This window comes from Bradyrhizobium sp. MI1.3 (assembly GCF_055811695.1).
Map to the genome: position 1 here is coordinate 58680 of NZ_JBVVPQ010000032.1, position 14469 is coordinate 73148.

The 14469-nt window shown below is 66.0% G+C and carries 15 protein-coding genes; 8 read left to right on the forward strand and 7 right to left on the reverse strand.

Annotated elements, in window-relative coordinates:
* The first annotated feature begins 2 nt into the window (after positions 1–2).
* Positions 3–926, forward strand: coding sequence for an AEC family transporter (locus AC0L3A_RS23025; protein WP_007603326.1), 924 nt, complete (start codon positions 3–5; stop codon positions 924–926).
* Here the strand turns inward: AC0L3A_RS23025 and AC0L3A_RS23030 are convergent.
* Genes AC0L3A_RS23030 through AC0L3A_RS23040 form a run of 3 tightly spaced genes read right to left on the reverse strand, consistent with a single transcriptional unit; the run spans position 923 to position 4124 of the window.
* Positions 923–1684, reverse strand: a complete 762-nt coding sequence (locus tag AC0L3A_RS23030) for a lysostaphin resistance A-like protein (protein WP_473255249.1) — start codon at positions 1682–1684, stop codon at positions 923–925. The two genes, AC0L3A_RS23025 and AC0L3A_RS23030, sit on opposite strands and share 4 nt — an antisense overlap.
* 23 nt (positions 1685–1707) lie before the next feature.
* On the reverse strand, positions 1708–3351 hold the full coding sequence (locus tag AC0L3A_RS23035) for an acyl-CoA dehydrogenase family protein (RefSeq protein ID WP_473255250.1): 1644 nt from the start codon (positions 3349–3351) through the stop codon (positions 1708–1710).
* 20 nt (positions 3352–3371) lie between these two features.
* On the reverse strand, positions 3372–4124 hold the full coding sequence (locus AC0L3A_RS23040) for a M15 family metallopeptidase (RefSeq protein ID WP_473255251.1): 753 nt from the start codon (positions 4122–4124) through the stop codon (positions 3372–3374).
* 622 nt (positions 4125–4746) lie between these two features.
* Between AC0L3A_RS23040 and AC0L3A_RS23045 the strand changes: the two genes are divergently transcribed.
* The 4 genes from AC0L3A_RS23045 to AC0L3A_RS23060 all read left to right on the forward strand — a co-directional run bounded on the left by AC0L3A_RS23045 (position 4747) and on the right by AC0L3A_RS23060 (position 9006).
* The gene (locus tag AC0L3A_RS23045) at positions 4747–5694 is read left to right on the forward strand and encodes an aspartate carbamoyltransferase catalytic subunit (protein ID WP_007603315.1); all 948 of its coding nucleotides are present in this window, start codon (positions 4747–4749) and stop codon (positions 5692–5694) included.
* On the forward strand, positions 5694–7001 hold the full coding sequence (locus AC0L3A_RS23050; protein ID WP_007603314.1) for a dihydroorotase: 1308 nt from the start codon (positions 5694–5696) through the stop codon (positions 6999–7001). Before AC0L3A_RS23045 ends, AC0L3A_RS23050 begins: the two co-directional genes overlap by 1 nt.
* A gap of 47 nt (positions 7002–7048) precedes the next feature.
* Positions 7049–7645 (forward strand): glycerol-3-phosphate 1-O-acyltransferase PlsY, encoded by a 597-nt coding sequence (plsY, locus tag AC0L3A_RS23055; protein WP_473255264.1) that lies wholly within the window; start codon positions 7049–7051, stop codon positions 7643–7645.
* 146 nt (positions 7646–7791) lie between these two features.
* A complete protein-coding gene (locus AC0L3A_RS23060) occupies positions 7792–9006 on the forward strand; it encodes a patatin-like phospholipase family protein (RefSeq protein ID WP_473255252.1) in 1215 nt (404 codons plus the stop codon).
* Here AC0L3A_RS23060 and AC0L3A_RS23065 read toward each other — a convergent pair.
* A complete protein-coding gene (locus AC0L3A_RS23065; protein ID WP_473255253.1) occupies positions 8998–10242 on the reverse strand; it encodes an amidase in 1245 nt (414 codons plus the stop codon). The two genes, AC0L3A_RS23060 and AC0L3A_RS23065, sit on opposite strands and share 9 nt — an antisense overlap.
* A 90-nt stretch (positions 10243–10332) precedes the next feature.
* Between AC0L3A_RS23065 and dprA the strand changes: the two genes are divergently transcribed.
* The gene (dprA, locus tag AC0L3A_RS23070) at positions 10333–11475 is read left to right on the forward strand and encodes a DNA-processing protein DprA (protein ID WP_473255254.1); all 1143 of its coding nucleotides are present in this window, start codon (positions 10333–10335) and stop codon (positions 11473–11475) included.
* Here dprA and AC0L3A_RS23075 read toward each other — a convergent pair.
* Complete coding sequence (locus tag AC0L3A_RS23075) at positions 11472–11882, reverse strand: winged helix-turn-helix transcriptional regulator (RefSeq protein ID WP_473255255.1); 411 nt, start codon at positions 11880–11882, stop codon at positions 11472–11474. The genes dprA and AC0L3A_RS23075 overlap by 4 nt on opposite strands.
* A gap of 83 nt (positions 11883–11965) precedes the next feature.
* Here AC0L3A_RS23075 and AC0L3A_RS23080 point away from each other — a divergent pair, with 83 nt between their 5' ends.
* Positions 11966–12574 (forward strand): FMN-dependent NADH-azoreductase, encoded by a 609-nt coding sequence (locus tag AC0L3A_RS23080; protein ID WP_007603308.1) that lies wholly within the window; start codon positions 11966–11968, stop codon positions 12572–12574.
* A gap of 72 nt (positions 12575–12646) precedes the next feature.
* Here the strand turns inward: AC0L3A_RS23080 and AC0L3A_RS23085 are convergent, their stop codons facing one another.
* Both AC0L3A_RS23085 and AC0L3A_RS23090 read right to left on the reverse strand, forming a co-directional pair.
* Positions 12647–12829 carry a hypothetical protein gene (locus AC0L3A_RS23085; protein WP_007603307.1) on the reverse strand — a complete coding sequence of 61 codons (183 nt, stop codon included), beginning with the start codon at positions 12827–12829 and terminating at the stop codon, positions 12647–12649.
* A 178-nt stretch (positions 12830–13007) separates the two neighbouring features.
* Positions 13008–13781 carry an SDR family oxidoreductase gene (locus AC0L3A_RS23090; protein WP_219684745.1) on the reverse strand — a complete coding sequence of 258 codons (774 nt, stop codon included), beginning with the start codon at positions 13779–13781 and terminating at the stop codon, positions 13008–13010.
* 121 nt (positions 13782–13902) lie between these two features.
* Here AC0L3A_RS23090 and AC0L3A_RS23095 point away from each other — a divergent pair, with 121 nt between their 5' ends.
* A complete protein-coding gene (locus AC0L3A_RS23095) occupies positions 13903–14370 on the forward strand; it encodes a winged helix-turn-helix transcriptional regulator (protein WP_473255256.1) in 468 nt (155 codons plus the stop codon).
* The last annotated feature ends 99 nt before the right edge of the window (positions 14371–14469 follow it).

The window sequence follows — 14469 nt, forward strand, 5'->3', positions numbered from 1 at the left end:
CCATGGCCGTCGTGATCGCGGCGCTCCTCCCCGTCTTTATCCTGATCGTGCTCGGCGTGGTGCTGAAGCGCACGCTGATGCGGCTCGATACGCAATGGAACGGGCTGGAGCGGCTGACCTATTTCGTGCTGTTTCCGATGCTGCTGATCCAGACGCTGGTGAAGGCCGACCTGTCCAAGGTCCCGGTCGCAGGCGTCGGCGGCGCGCTGCTGCTCTCGGCGCTCGCGATGTCGCTGCTCTGCCTCGCGCTCCGCCCGGCCCTGTCGCGGCTCGATATCGACGGCCCCGCCTTCACCTCGATCTTCCAGGGCGCGATCCGCTGGCAGACCTATGTGGCGCTGTCCGTCTCCGCCAATATGTTCGGCGAGGTCGGGCTGGCGCTCGCCTCCGTCGCGATGGTGGCGATCATTCCGCTGGTCAACGTCCTCAGCGTCGCGGTGCTCGCCCACTACGCAGCGCCGAAGAAGCAATCCGCGCGCACCGTTGTCATGACGGTTGTTCGCAATCCCCTGATTTGGGCCTGCGTGATCGGCCTCGTCATCAACGTCGTCCATCTGCCGTTGCCGAAGATCTGGCATGAGGTGGCAGATGCACTTGGCCGCTCCTCGCTCGCCATCGGCCTGCTCGTCACCGGCGCCGGCCTGCATCTTGAAGGCCTGCTCCGCCCCAGCACGGGCGCCGCTATCGGCGTGGTGTTCAAGCTGGTGCTGATGCCCGTGATCGCGCTGGGGCTCGCCGTCTGGTTCGGACTGTCCGGCGACAGTCTCGCGATCGTCGCGATCTGCGCCGCAGTGCCGACCTCAACCAGCGCCTATGTGCTGGCCCGCCAGATGGGCGGCGATGCCCCGCTACTGGCGCAGATCATCACGCTGCAGACGATTTTGGCGGCGATCACGATGCCGATCGCGATCGCGCTGGTGGCCTAACTCCCCAACCACATCGTCAGCACCACCGCCGTCAGATTGTTCAGCGCATGCAGCACGATCGTGAGCCACAGTGAGTTGCTGCGATAGCGCATGTAGCCGAACCAGAGGCCGATGGAGAAGACCTCGGCGAGGAAGTACAGGTCGTATTGCAGGTGCACGACGGTCCACAGCAGCGACGACAGGATGATCGCGCCGGGGACGCGCAGGAAGCTCGCCGACCAGCCGCGGTAGAGGAAGCCGCGCGCCAAAACCTCTTCGGACATCGGCGCCGCCACGCTGAAGGCGAACAGCAGCATCGCGGCGGCACCCTTGTCACGGCCGGATTTCAACAGATCGGTCATGAAGCCCGGCGTCGCCTCGCGGCCGAGACTCCGCGACATCGTCTCCCAGGCCACCACGATCAGAATCAGCCCGACGGCGCCGAACAGGAGTTGCTTCCATGACGGCCAATACAACGCGAGATAGTCGACGAAGGACGCCTTCTTGATGCGGATGGCCAGCCACACGGCGGCCAGCGTCGCCGGCAGGCCCATCGTGACCGAAAACGCGAGCGACGCCGGCTCGCCACCGACGTGCTGCAGTGATGCGAGGTCGATAGGGTCGCGGGCGACCCAGACCAGATAGACGATGGCCCCGATCTGCCCGACGAACATGGCTGCGAAGATAGCGATGCCCCACAGCGCCGTGCCCCAGAATTTCCAGACCCGCGGCGCCGGCGTCTCGGTGAGCGGAGGATTATCGGGATTGAGGGAGTCCATTAAAGCGCTTTCGTTTGAGAGGCTCACGGCACCGCCCGCTCCAGCAGCGCGCGCACATCGCCGCTCTCGAGCTCGACCGCGCCGTACATGCTGGCGTGGTTCGTGGCGAGGCGCGTGGCGGCGAACAGTCCGGCTTGACGCGGTGACACGCCGTTGAGCGCGGCGGCGGCCGCAAGCAGCGCCAGCTTCTCGACCGCAAGGCGGGCAACGCGCTCGCCGTCGGCGCGCCGGAAGGTCTTGCCGATGAACGAGACGGCATCACCTGCCCCTGGCAGACCGTTCGTTTCGGCAGCAAGCGCTTGCAGCACCGCCATCGCCGCCTCCGGCTCGCGCGACAGCGCGCGCAGCACGTCGAGGCACATCACGTTGCCCGAGCCCTCCCAGATGGCGTTGACGGGAGCCTCCCGGTAGTGGCGCGCCAGAATGCCGTCCTCGACATAGCCGTTGCCGCCGAGGCATTCCATGGCTTCGTAGAGGAACGGCGGCGCGCTCTTGCAGGTCCAGTATTTGATCGCAGGCGTCAGCAGCCGCATGTAGGCGGCCTCCGCCGGATCGTGCGGCGTCCGATCGAAGGCGCGACAGAGCCGCATCACCAGCGCCGTGCTCGCTTCGACGTGCAGCGCCATATCGGAGAGCACAGCCTGCATCAAGGGCTGATCGGCGAGATGTTTCTGGAACACGCTGCGGTGCCGGGCGTGATGCAACGCGTGGGCGAGCCCCGAGCGCATCAAGCCGACCGAGGCGATCGCGCAATCCTGCCGCGTCAGTTGCACCATCTGGATGATGGTGCGGATGCCCTTGCCCTCGTCGCCGACGGCTTCCGCATAGGCACCGACGAACTCGACTTCGGACGACGCATTGGAGCGGTTGCCGAGCTTGTCCTTCAGCCGCTGGAACTGGATCGCGTTCACCGACCCATCCGGCGCGAAGCGCGGCATGAAGAAACAGGTCAGTCCCTGGTCTGCCTGGGCCAGCACCAGGAAGGCGTCGCACATCGGCGCCGACATGAACCATTTGTGGCCGGTGATGCGGTAGGCGCCTCCGTCGCGCACCGCGCGCGTCATGTTGGCGCGCACGTCGGTGCCGCCCTGCTTCTCGGTCATGCCCATGCCGAGCGTCATACCGCGCTTCTCCCACCACGGCGCAAAGCTGGGATCGTAGCTTTTCGTCGACAGCACCGGCATCACCCTGGCGAGCAGATCAGGCTGCATCGCCAGCGCCGCCACGGAGGCGCGCGTCATCGTGATCGGGCAGAGATGGCCGGTCTCGACCTGCGCGCCCATGTAGAATTTTGCCGCGCGGATGACCTCCGCGGCATCGCCCGCGGGTCTTCCATCCGCGGTCCACGTCGAATTGTGCACGCCGGCACGGGCGCTGTGGGCCATCAGTTCATGATAGGCCGGATGAAACTCGACCTGGTCGCGCCGATTGCCCTTGGCATCGAAGGTGCGCAGCTTCGGCGTGTTCTCGTTCGCGACGCGCCCCCGATCGGCCATCGCTGCCGAGCCCCAATGCTTGCCGAACTCCGAGAGCTCCCGTTCCGCCGCCGCAGCGCCATTGGCCCGGACCGCCGCGACCAGCGGCTGGTCCACGGCGAACAGATCGACGTCCTCGAACGGCGGCGACTGGTTGAAGACCTCGTGGGTCGCGAAGCTGGGCTGGGTCATCTCGTGTCCTCGGCGCGGAATCAGTTCCGCCGCGGCTGGATCGGGAAATCATAGGCCGCCCCTCCCGCCCCCGGCAGTGAAAAGTGCCACCACTCCTTCGCATAGTTCACAAAGCCTTGCCTCGCCATCGCAGCCACCAGCCGCTTGCGCCAGGCGCGCTGATCCGGACTGATCGTCGGTCCGGCGGTGTGCCCTTTCACGTCGGTGCAGTCATAGCCGGTGCCCATGTCGACGCTGCCCTCCGGCAGTCGCGCCTCGACCGGCGCCGTGCAATCAGCGTAGGCCTTTGACGGGTCGTATTTGCCTGAATTGTCCGCCTTGAGATCGACCAGCGTGAGATCGAGCGCCGCCCCCGTCGAATGCTGCGAGCGGCTTGCGATGTAGCCGAGGCGGAACAGCTCGGTCTTGGGAATTTTGGGATTGTAGCGCCGCTCGGCGGCCGTCTCGTGGCCGTTCTGCGACCACCTGACCATGTCGAGCGAGGCCCGCGCCGGCCGGTAGCAGTCGAACATCTTCAGGGAGAGATTTTGCGCCGCTAGTTCCTGCTGCACCGCCTTCAGCCGCAGGCCAACCTCCCGCTTCACCACGCATTCGCGGGCCCCGTAGCCGGCGAGCGGACGGCCGACGAAATTGTTCGAGGTGGCGTAGCGGATGTCCTGGATGATGCTGGGATCGATGTCGTGCAAATAGACGAAACCGCCCGGGAGCGATTGGGCGTGAACGTATGAGGTCGACAGAATTGCAACAAGCGCAGTCAGAATCGATTTGGCCAAAAGCGTTCGAACTCCCCCAGTCTCGGACGCGAGCACAAGAGCGAACTCGAAGTCACGTGGCTCGATCGCGCGAACGCTGGCGTCATTGAACCGATGAAACTTGACCAATTCGGCGAACCACGCTGCGTTTCGCTCGATCTGGCCTACGGCTGCGGCGAGAGATGCCTCGGTAGAGGTTCTGAAGCCTTTACCCGCATGCCTTTCTCGGCTTTCTGGATCGCACGCTCCGCCTCGTCCAGGGCTGAGAGAATGTCCTCGTCAACGTGGGTTGAACCGACGATCTCCGGCTTGCGATCCACCCAGAGTTTCTTCGCCAGCCATCCCGTAAGCACGGCACCTACCGTGACCCCTACCGGGAAAAGCAAGGCGATCACTTGGTTGGTGGGTCATCGGAGACCTCCCAGGAAAACGTGTCCAGCCAAGTGTACGGCGAAACCGAACACGGCGCAAACCGCACCGATCCCAATCAATAGACCGTTGTCCGTGCCTGGCGGCAGAATGTTGAAGATGAACTGAGCCGCGGGCACTTGGACTGACGACGAGGTACAGATCGGGGGATAACTCCCCGCCCCGGCATTGGCCCTTGCCCCCCCGGCCATCCCCGCCTATAGCTCTCGCTTTAATGACATCGAAATCGACCTTCGTCCTCGGCCACCGGCATTTGCTGGGCATCGAGGGCCTTTCCGCGGCCGACATCACCGGCCTCCTCGACCTGTCCGAAGAATATGTCGAGCTCAACCGCCAGGTTGACAAGAAGCGCACCGTCCTGCGTGGACGGACGCAGGTAAACCTCTTCTTCGAGGCTTCCACCCGGACCCAATCCTCGTTCGAGCTCGCCGGCAAACGGCTGGGCGCCGACGTCATGAACATGTCGGTGTCCTCCTCGTCCATCAAAAAGGGCGAGACGCTGGTCGACACGGCAATGACGCTCAACGCCATGCACCCGGATATCCTGGTGGTGCGCCATCACGCCTCCGGCGCGGTGGAACTGCTGGCCCGCAAAGTCGACGGTTCCGTGATCAATGCCGGCGACGGCGCGCATGAGCATCCGACACAAGCCCTGCTCGACGCGCTGACCATCCGCCGCAACAAGGGCCGGCTCGAGGGCCTCGTGGTCGCGATCTGCGGCGACGTGCTGCATTCGCGCGTCGCCCGCTCCAACATCATCCTGCTCAACGCGATGGGCGCCCGCGTCCGCGTCGTCGGCCCCTCCACGCTGCTGCCGCCCGGCATCGAGCGCATGGGCGTCGAGGTCGCGCGCGACATGCGCGAGGGGCTCAACGGCGCCGACATCGTCATGATGCTGCGGCTCCAGCGCGAGCGCATGAACGGCTCCTTCGTGCCGTCGACCTCCGAGTATTTCCATTATTTCGGGCTGGACCAGAAGAAGCTCGCCTACGCCAAGCCAGACGCCCTCGTCATGCATCCCGGCCCCATGAACCGCGGCGTCGAGATCGACACTGCGGTTGCTGACGGCGCACAGTCCCTGATCCGCGAACAGGTGGAAATGGGCGTGGCCGTGCGCATGGCGGTGCTGGAAGCGCTCGCCCGCAACCTGCCGAACGCGTGATGCTCATGTTGACCGACCGCCGACCCATCCTGCTTGCCAACGCCCGCGTCGTCGATCCCTCCCGGGATTTCGATGGCCCCGGCGATGTCCTGATCGCCGACGGCATCATCCGGGAGACCCGCCGCGGCATTGGCGCTGCCGGCGTCCCCGAGGGCACCGACGTCGTCAACTGCGCCGGCAAGATCGTCGCACCCGGCCTGATCGACATGCGCGCCTTCGTCGGCGAGCCCGGCTTCAGCCATCGCGAGACCTTTGCATCCGCGAGCCAGGCGGCTGCGACCGGCGGCATCACCACCATCATCTGCCAGCCCGATACCTTGCCGGTGATCGACAACTCGGCGACCGTCGACTTCGTGATGCGTCGCGCCCGTGACACCGCGATCGTCAACATCCAGCCGATGGCAGCGCTGACGAAGGGCATGCACGGCGAGGAGATGACCGAGTTCGGCCTCCTCAAGGCAGCCGGCGCGATCGCCTTCAGCGACTGCGACAAAAGCGTGATCAATGCGCAGGTGATGCGCCGCGCGTTGACCTACGCGCGCGATTTCGACGCGCTGATCGTGCACTACACCGAGGATCGCGATCTCGTCGGCGAAGGCGTGATGAACGAGGGCGAGTTCGCCTCGCGGCTCGGCCTGATGGGCATCCCGAACGCGGCGGAGGCCGTGATGCTGGAGCGCGACATGCGCCTGGTCGCGCTGACCGGCGGCCGCTATCACGCGGCCTCGCTGACCTGCATCGAGTCGCTCGACGTGCTTAAGCGCGCCCGCGACGCCGGCCTCGCCGTGACCGCCTCGGCCTCGATCAACCACCTTGCGCTGAACGAGAACGACATCGGCCCTTACCGTTCGTTCCTGAAGCTGTCGCCGCCGCTGCGCACCGAGGACGACCGCCGCGCGCTGGTCGCCGCCGTTGCCTCCGGCCTCGTCGACGTCATCATGTCCGACCACAATCCACAGGACGTCGAGGTCAAGCGCCTGCCTTTCGCGGAAGCAGCCCCCGGCGCCATCGGGCTGGAGACCATGCTCCCGGCGGGCCTGCGCCTCGTGCACAATGACGAGTTGGACCTCAAGACGCTGATCCGGGCGATGTCGACCCGGCCGGCCGAGATTTTGGGATTGCCTGGCGGAACCCTGCGCACAGGCAGCCCCGCCGACGTCATCGTGATCGACCCCGATGTGCCCTGGGTGGTCGATCCCGCCGATCTCAAATCGCCCTGCAAGAACACGCCTTTCGACGAGGCCCGCTTTACAGGCCGCGTGGTGCGCACCATTGTCGGCGGACGGACGGTGTACGAACATGTCTGACGTGCGGAGCTGCAGCCAGGGAATTTGCAGACATGGAATTTGCAGACATGGCGCTTGAATTGTTTCTGCCGGTGGCTTTCGTCATCGGCTACCTGCTCGGCTCGATTCCGTTCGGGTTGATCCTGACGAAACTCGGCGGCACACAGGATATCCGCTCGATCGGCTCCGGCAGCATCGGCGCCACCAACGTGCTGCGCACGGGGCGCAAGGGCCTTGCCGCCGCGACCCTGCTGTTCGATGCGCTCAAGGGCACCGTGGCGGTGGTAATCGCCGGCTACATCGCCGGTCCCAATGCCGCGATGCTGGCCGGGCTCGGTGCCTTCCTAGGCCATCTCTTCCCGGTCTGGCTCAAATTCCGCGGCGGCAAGGGTGTCGCCGTCTATATCGGCATCATGCTCGGGCTGTTCTGGCCGGCCGCACTGGTGTTCTGCCTGCTCTGGTTGGCGACCGCCTTTACCGCCCGCTATTCCTCGCTCTCGGCCCTGGTGGCCTCGTTCATCACCCCGCTGTTCCTGTTGTGGTTCGGCCAGCCCGCACTCGCAGCGCTGGCGGCGGTGCTGACGCTGCTGCTGTTCTACGCTCATCGCGAGAATATCAAGCGGCTGCAATCGGGCAAGGAAAGCCGGATCGGCGAGAAGGCATAAGCCGGGAATCCACGGATACCGCGGCACCCCTTCTGCATTATATCGCAAATGGTGTTCGCAACTTGCAGCCGAATCACGGCTGTATGGACGAACGGGTTCCAGGCCTTGGCCCTGATCGTGGGCATGGCTCTACGCGGTTGCTCAGAATGAGCGAGAAGATTGTCAGCGCGCAAGAGGATGGCGATTTGCGAGGTGCTACCTGCACCGCGGCAAGCCGGCTGCTCTCGACGACGGATATCTGGTCTAGTGCGCCCTCGCCGGTTCCTGCTCCCAAGCCTGTGCCCGTTTCGCCACCGACGCCGCAGCCTGCTCGCATCGCGCAAGCTCCTCTGACTGTCGAGGCCGTGACCGCCGCGGCGCCAGTTGCGTCCGCGCGGCCCCGCGCCAACCCATGGCCGCCGCAAAAATTGTCGCTGGCGCTCCAGGGCGGCGGCACCTTCGCCGCTTTCACTTGGGGCGTGCTAGAGCGGCTGCTGGAAGAGCCATCGATCGCGATCGACACCATCAGCGGCGCCAGTGCCGGCGCGATCAACGCGCTGCTGCTCGCTTCCGGTTTCGCCGAGGGCGGCCGCGAAGGCGCGCGCGCGCGGCTGAACCGGTTCTGGATCCGGCTGATGCACGAGGCCTCGTTCCGATCGCTGATGCTGATCGGCGGTTTCTCGCCGGCGGGAAGCTCGGTCGCGTTCGGCCCGACGCTACGCTCCGGCCAGTTCGATCCGTTCGATCTCGATCCGCTGCGGCAGGCGCTGTCGCGCGACATCAACTTTTCCGCCTTGCGCGACCCCCGCTGCCCTAAGCTTCTGATCGCGGCGACCCGGATCCGCGATGGGCAGCAGCAGATCTTCCGCAATGACGCCATCACGGCCGACGTCGCGCTGGCCTCGACCTGCCCACCCTTGGTTCATTGCGCGGTGGAGATCGACGGCGAGGCTTATTGGGACGGCGGCCTCGGCGGCAATCCGCCCCTGCTGCGGCTCGTGCAGGACACGACGAGCGCCGAAATCCTGCTGGTCCAGGTCACGCCGGCGCGCGACAGCTACGTGCCGATCACGCTCGCGGCGATCGACCGCAGGCTGGATCAGATCGCGGCCAACGCCGCCCTCAATGCCGAGATCGCGGCGATCGAATGGGCGCAATCGCAGGCCGCATCGTCGCTGCGGCTCTCCAGGCTGGCCGCGGAAGATTTCGTCGACGGCCTGGCGCAGCGCTCGTCCACCGATCTCGGCCGCGGCTTCATTCGCGCGTTGCACCGCAGCGGCCGCGAGGCCGCCGGGCGCTGGCTCAAGCAAGGTACAGATCACAGTGCAGCGCCGGCCGCATCCGGCCAGCGCAGCGTTGCCCTCGAACCTGCGCTAGCCTGATCTCGCCAGCGCCTGCTCCAGGAACCACGCCGTCGCCAGCGCATGCGCGTCGTTGCCGAAGCGCGCGATCACCTGCACGCCGATCGGCAGGCCATTGGCCTTGAGCACCGGCACGTTGACGCAAGGGTTGCCCATCAGCGTCCAGAGCCGGTTGTAGCGGGGGTCGCCGGTGCTCGCGAGCTCCTTGGCCGGCGGCGTGCCCGGCGCCGAATAGGTCAGCAGCACGTCGAACCCCTCGAACAACTCGCCAAGCTCGCGGCGACCGCGGCGGCTGACCCGGCGTGCGTCGTCATAGTCCTTGGGTGTGAGACCGACCGTCGCATCGAGACTGGCGCGCAGCATCGGCGCGATCTCGTCGTGCCGTTCGGAAAATTCCCAGGCGAGCGCGCGATGCGCCTCGAAGTCCTGAATAATCGGATGGATGCGCCAGGCCTCCTGCACCGCTTCCGGCAGATCGATAGTCTGCACGCTGGCGCCGGCCCGCGTCGCCGCCTTGATCGCGGCTTGCAGCCCCTCCTCGGCGGCCGGCTCCACGTCGCCAGCGAACTCCTGCCTGATAACGCCGATGCGCGGCGCCTTCGCCGGGACGATGCCGGCGAATTCGGTGCGGCCGGTCATCGCCAGCAGTCCGCGCGCGAGATCTTCCGCGCGCGCGCCGAACAGGCCGAGCGTGTCGAGCGCCCACGAATAGCATTTGACGCCGACCGTCGGCAGCATCCGGAACGACGGCTTGATCGCGGCGGTGCCGCAATAGGCGGCGGGCCGGATCACCGAGCCGCCGGTCTGGGTGCCCAGCGCCAGCGGGATCATGCCGGCACCGACGGCCGCGGCCGAGCCCGAGGACGAGCCGCCCGGCGTATGCCCGAGATTGTGCGGATTGAGCGTCGGGGTCGGATCGCGCGAGGCGAACGCCGTGGTCGTGGTCTTGCCGATGATTGTGGCGCCTGCCCGCTTCAGCATCATCACCACAGGCGCGTCCGCGCGCGGCTGCCAGCCGCGATAGATCGATGATCCCATCTCGGTCGGAAAATCGGCGGTGTCGATGATGTCCTTGATCCCGACCGCGATACCGCGCAGCGGCCCGGCGCTTTGCGCCTTCGCGGATTTGTCGTGACGGACAAAGGCGTGAACGTCCTTCTCCCGCGCCTCGATGGCCGCATGCGATTGCGCGATGGCGGCCTCAGGCGAAAGCTCGCCTGCTTCGATGCGGCGCTGGAGATCGGCAAGTGAGATCATGGCAATACCCTTCTTATTGGGATCGCTTTTAGCATCGGGGCAAGGTCGCGCAAGCGTACGCAGCTGTTGCCCACGCCCTCAGGTTGTTCCATGCTGCGCCTGCAAGGAGCTGCCGTGGACGCCATCAATCCCAGCGTAGAGCTGACCGAAGCCGACAGGATCGACCGCCTGCGGCTGATCCGGTCCGACAATGTCGGGCCGCGCACCTTCCGGTCGCTGGTCGATCATTTCGGCACGGCGCGCGCGGCGCTGGAGCGGCTGCCGGATCTCGCACGCCGCGGCGGTGCGCAGCGATCGGCGCGCATCTGTAGCGCCGAGGAGGCGAAGGCCGAGCTCGCCGCGAGCCGCAAGTTCGGCATCGCCTGGCTCGCGCCCGGCGAGGACGGCTATCCGGCGCGGCTGGCAACGCTCGACGATGCGCCGCCGCTGCTCGCCGTGCGCGGCGACAATGCCACGCTGATGCGGCCGATGATCGCGATCGTCGGCTCGCGCAACGCCTCCGGTGCAGGCTTGAAATTCGCCGGTCAGCTCGCCCGCGAGCTCGGCGAAGCCGGCTTTGTCGTCATCTCCGGCCTTGCCCGCGGCGTCGACCAGGCCGCGCACCGCGCCAGTGTCGAGAGCGGCACCATCGCCGTGCTCGCCGGCGGACATGATTGCATCTATCCGCCCGAGCATGGCGATCTGCTCGCAGCGATCCTCGATCGCAAGGGTGCTGCGATCTCCGAGATGCCGCTCGGCCATGAGCCGCGCGCCCGCGACTTCCCCCGCCGCAACCGGCTGATCTCGGGCGCCGCGCTCGGCGTGGTCGTGGTGGAGGCGGCGCACCGCTCGGGCTCGCTGATCACCGCGCGCATGGCCGCCGAACAGGGCCGCGAAGTGTTCGCGGTGCCCGGCTCGCCGCTCGATCCGCGCGCCGCCGGCACCAATGATCTGATCAAGCAGGGCGCGACGCTCGTCACCGAAGCCGCCGACGTCGTCAACGCCGTCGCACCGATCATGGAGCGGCCGCTGATGCGCAGCGCGAACGAGCCCGACAGCGAGCCGTTCGAAAGCGATCCGCAAGGACACGACCGCGACCAGATCACCGGCCTGCTCGGCCCTGCCCCTGTCACGATCGACGATCTCGTGCGGATGTCCGGCGCCTCGCCTGCCATCGTGCGCACCGTGCTCTTGGAGCTCGAGCTCGCCGGCCGGCTCGAACGCCACGGCGGTGGCTTGGTCTCGCTGCTTTAAGGAGAGTTCCGCTCGTCGAAGCGCGTGCGCGCCGAGGCGATCTGCTGCTGATGCGTGATCGCCCATTCGCCAAGTGCCCTCACCGGCTTTTGCAATCCGCGGCCGAGATCGGTCAGCTCGTAATCCACCCGCGGCGGAATGGTCGGGAAGATCGTGCGTGTGACCAGGCCGTCACGTTCGAGCCCGCGCAGCGTCAGGGTCAGCATCCGCTGCGAAATGCCGTTGATCATGCGCTTGAGCTCGTTGAAGCGCTTGGGCCCGTCACTCAGCATCATGATCACGAACACGCTCCATTTGTCGCCGACGCGCGCGAGGATCGAGGCGACGCCACGGCAGTCGGCGTGGTCGCGATCCGGCATCGGCGTGGCAGGCAAATCGATGTGCGCAGGTTTCAAAGATGTGCCCATGGCTCAAAAAGGTGCGTTCTTGCGGGGATTTCGATAGTCACTCATGTAGCTCTGGTTACAAACTTATACCAGGGTGATCCCGAATGAAACTCCTCCATCTCGACTCCAGCGTGCTCGGCCCCCACTCCGTTTCCCGGCAGGTCTCCGCCGCCATCGTCGACCGTCTCAGGCAGGCGACGCCATCGCTCGACCTCGTGTATCGCGACCTGACGCAGAGCCCGCTCGCCCATCTCTCCGGCTCGCATCTGGCGGCCGCGCAAGGCGCGCCTGCGCCGGCGGAACTCGGCCCCGACCTCGCCGCCAGCAAGGCCGCGCTGGACGAGTTTCTTGCGGCGGACATCGTCGTGATCGGCGCGCCCATGTACAATTTCACCATTCCGAGCCAGCTCAAGGCGTGGATCGACCGGGTCCTGGTGGCGGGGAAGACGTTCAGCTACGGCGCCAACGGCCCGCAGGGCCTCGCCGGCGGCAAGCGCGTGATCTTCGCGATCTCGCGCGGGGGCTATTACGGCGCGGGCACGCCCGCCGCATCGCTGGAGCACCTCGAAAGCTATCTGCGCGGCGTGTTCGGTTTCATGGGCATCCATCATCCCGAATTCATCACCGCCGACGGCATCCAGGTCGGGCCGGAGCATCGCGAGAAGTCGCTCGCAAGCGCGCTTGAGGCGGCAACCAGCCTGCGCGCGGCCTGAGGCAACGCCCACATCATCAGCCGCCGCAACATTGCCTGCGGCGGCTGATCGACCGGTGCGCGATCGGCGAAGCTAAAACCAGGAGCCCTGAATGCCGAGGATGACGGCGACGAGGGAAACGAACAGGCCGATGCCTGAGAAAAGAGCGACCCCGATGAACTCGGAGGTGTCGGAACGCTTGGCGGGAATGGTGGAGTTTTCGGTGTAAATACGCGGTGCTGAAATCGGGGAAGTAATACGAGCTGCCTTTGGCATATCGGGCTCCCTTGAAAATGAGTCTTCGTGACCCCCTGCCCGTAAAAGTGTCTTGGCAGCGCAAGCGAAGGTTCAACGCCTCACGCAAGGTTCAGAAAATACAGCTCGCGAGACGTGGGAACCGGCCGGCGCAACCACTCGCCGCTGCGCCGACCGATTCAATTTGCACCAAGATTGATCAGCCGCGATAGATCGGCGCGCCGCTCGGCGAGGCAACCGCGCCGCCGTCGACGAAGATTTCCTCGCCCTGCACATGGGCGGAATCGTCGGAGGCGAGGAACAGCACGGTCTTCGCGACGTGATCTGTTTCACCAATGCGCCCCAGCGGCGTCGTCAGCGCGATCCGCTTCTCGAACGCCTTCTCGGCTTCCGGTGTTGCGGTCGCAGGTCCCCAGATCGGTGTGCGGATCGCACCCGGCGCGACCACGTTGACGCGAATGCCGCGCGGAGACAGTTCAGATGCCATGATCCGCGCCATCGCCCGCACGCCGGCCTTGGCGGCGCCATACGCCGAATAGCCGGGAATGCCGAGCACGGAGATCACCGAGCCGCTGAGGATGATCGAAGCGTTGTCGTTGAGATAAGGCAGCGCGGACTGCACGGTGAAGAACACGCCGGTCAGATTGGTGCTGATGACCTTCTCGAAGACCTCCAGCGTGGCCGACCCCAGCGGCGTACCGCCGGCGATGCCGGCATTGGCGAACACGACGTCGAACTTGCCGAACTTTCCGGCGCCCTTCTTGATCGCAGCTTCGGTCGCGGCAATGTCGGTGGCGTCGGCGGTCAGCGCGAGCGCGTTCGGCCCGAGCTCGTTCGCGGCCGCCTCGAGCGTCTCCTTGTTGCGCCCGGTGATCACCACTTTGGCGCCCTCGGCCACGAACAGCTTTGCCGTTGCCAGTCCAATGCCGCTATTGCCGCCGGTGATCAGGGCCGTCTTGTTCTTCAGTCTCACGTTCGCCTCCAGTGGTTGCATCATAAAACTATGATTGCCATCTAGGCTATCTGGTTTTAATATGCAACCACACGAGCGCGTGAACGGCGACTGGACCGTGCGATCGCGAAAGGACCCGACCATGGTGAAACGAACGAGCTTCGAGGGCGACGCCTGCCCGATTGCACGCTCGCTGGAAGCGATCGGCGACCGGTGGTCCCTGCTGATCATCCGCGAGGCGCTGTTCGGCCTGCGCCGCTTCGGCGAGTTTCAGAGCAAGCTCGGCATGGCCAAGAACATCTTGTCGGCCCGGCTGGGCTCACTCGTGGACCACGGCATTTTAGCAACCGCCCCGGCGTCCGACGGCAGCGCCTATCAGGAATATGTGCTGACGCCGAAGGGCCGCGGCGTCTTCCCGGTGTTGGTAGCGCTGCGCCAATGGAGCGAGGAATTCGACGATCGCCCGTCGGAGATCGCGACCATCCTGGTCGATCGCGAGAGAGGCCGCCCGGTGCGCAAGCTGGAGCTGCGCGCAGAGGACGGGCGATTGCTGACGCAAGCCGATACCACGCTGAAGCCGCGGCCCGCACCGCGGCGGCGGTCGGCCTAGTAACGTCGAACTGCCACCAGCCCGTGAATTGGGGGGCCCCCCCGCCAAAAACAACAGCCCCCCCCGGCAAAAACGGGGTTTTGTGGTGGGCGCGGCGCG

Coding starts and splice junctions, on each gene's coding strand:
- dprA (WP_473255254.1), top strand. CDS start 10,333: ATGCTGCGCCTGCAAGGAGCTGCCGTGGACGCCATCAATCCCAGCGTA.
- plsY (WP_473255264.1), top strand. CDS start 7,049: ATGGCGCTTGAATTGTTTCTGCCGGTGGCTTTCGTCATCGGCTACCTG.
- AC0L3A_RS23075 (WP_473255255.1), bottom strand. CDS start 11,882: ATGGGCACATCTTTGAAACCTGCGCACATCGATTTGCCTGCCACGCCG.
- AC0L3A_RS23035 (WP_473255250.1), bottom strand. CDS start 3,351: ATGACCCAGCCCAGCTTCGCGACCCACGAGGTCTTCAACCAGTCGCCG.
- AC0L3A_RS23060 (WP_473255252.1), top strand. CDS start 7,792: ATGAGCGAGAAGATTGTCAGCGCGCAAGAGGATGGCGATTTGCGAGGT.
- AC0L3A_RS23085 (WP_007603307.1), bottom strand. CDS start 12,829: ATGCCAAAGGCAGCTCGTATTACTTCCCCGATTTCAGCACCGCGTATT.
- AC0L3A_RS23095 (WP_473255256.1), top strand. CDS start 13,903: ATGGTGAAACGAACGAGCTTCGAGGGCGACGCCTGCCCGATTGCACGC.
- AC0L3A_RS23025 (WP_007603326.1), top strand. CDS start 3: ATGGCCGTCGTGATCGCGGCGCTCCTCCCCGTCTTTATCCTGATCGTG.
- AC0L3A_RS23030 (WP_473255249.1), bottom strand. CDS start 1,684: ATGGACTCCCTCAATCCCGATAATCCTCCGCTCACCGAGACGCCGGCG.
- AC0L3A_RS23045 (WP_007603315.1), top strand. CDS start 4,747: ATGACATCGAAATCGACCTTCGTCCTCGGCCACCGGCATTTGCTGGGC.
- AC0L3A_RS23065 (WP_473255253.1), bottom strand. CDS start 10,242: ATGATCTCACTTGCCGATCTCCAGCGCCGCATCGAAGCAGGCGAGCTT.
- AC0L3A_RS23080 (WP_007603308.1), top strand. CDS start 11,966: ATGAAACTCCTCCATCTCGACTCCAGCGTGCTCGGCCCCCACTCCGTT.
- AC0L3A_RS23050 (WP_007603314.1), top strand. CDS start 5,694: ATGCTCATGTTGACCGACCGCCGACCCATCCTGCTTGCCAACGCCCGC.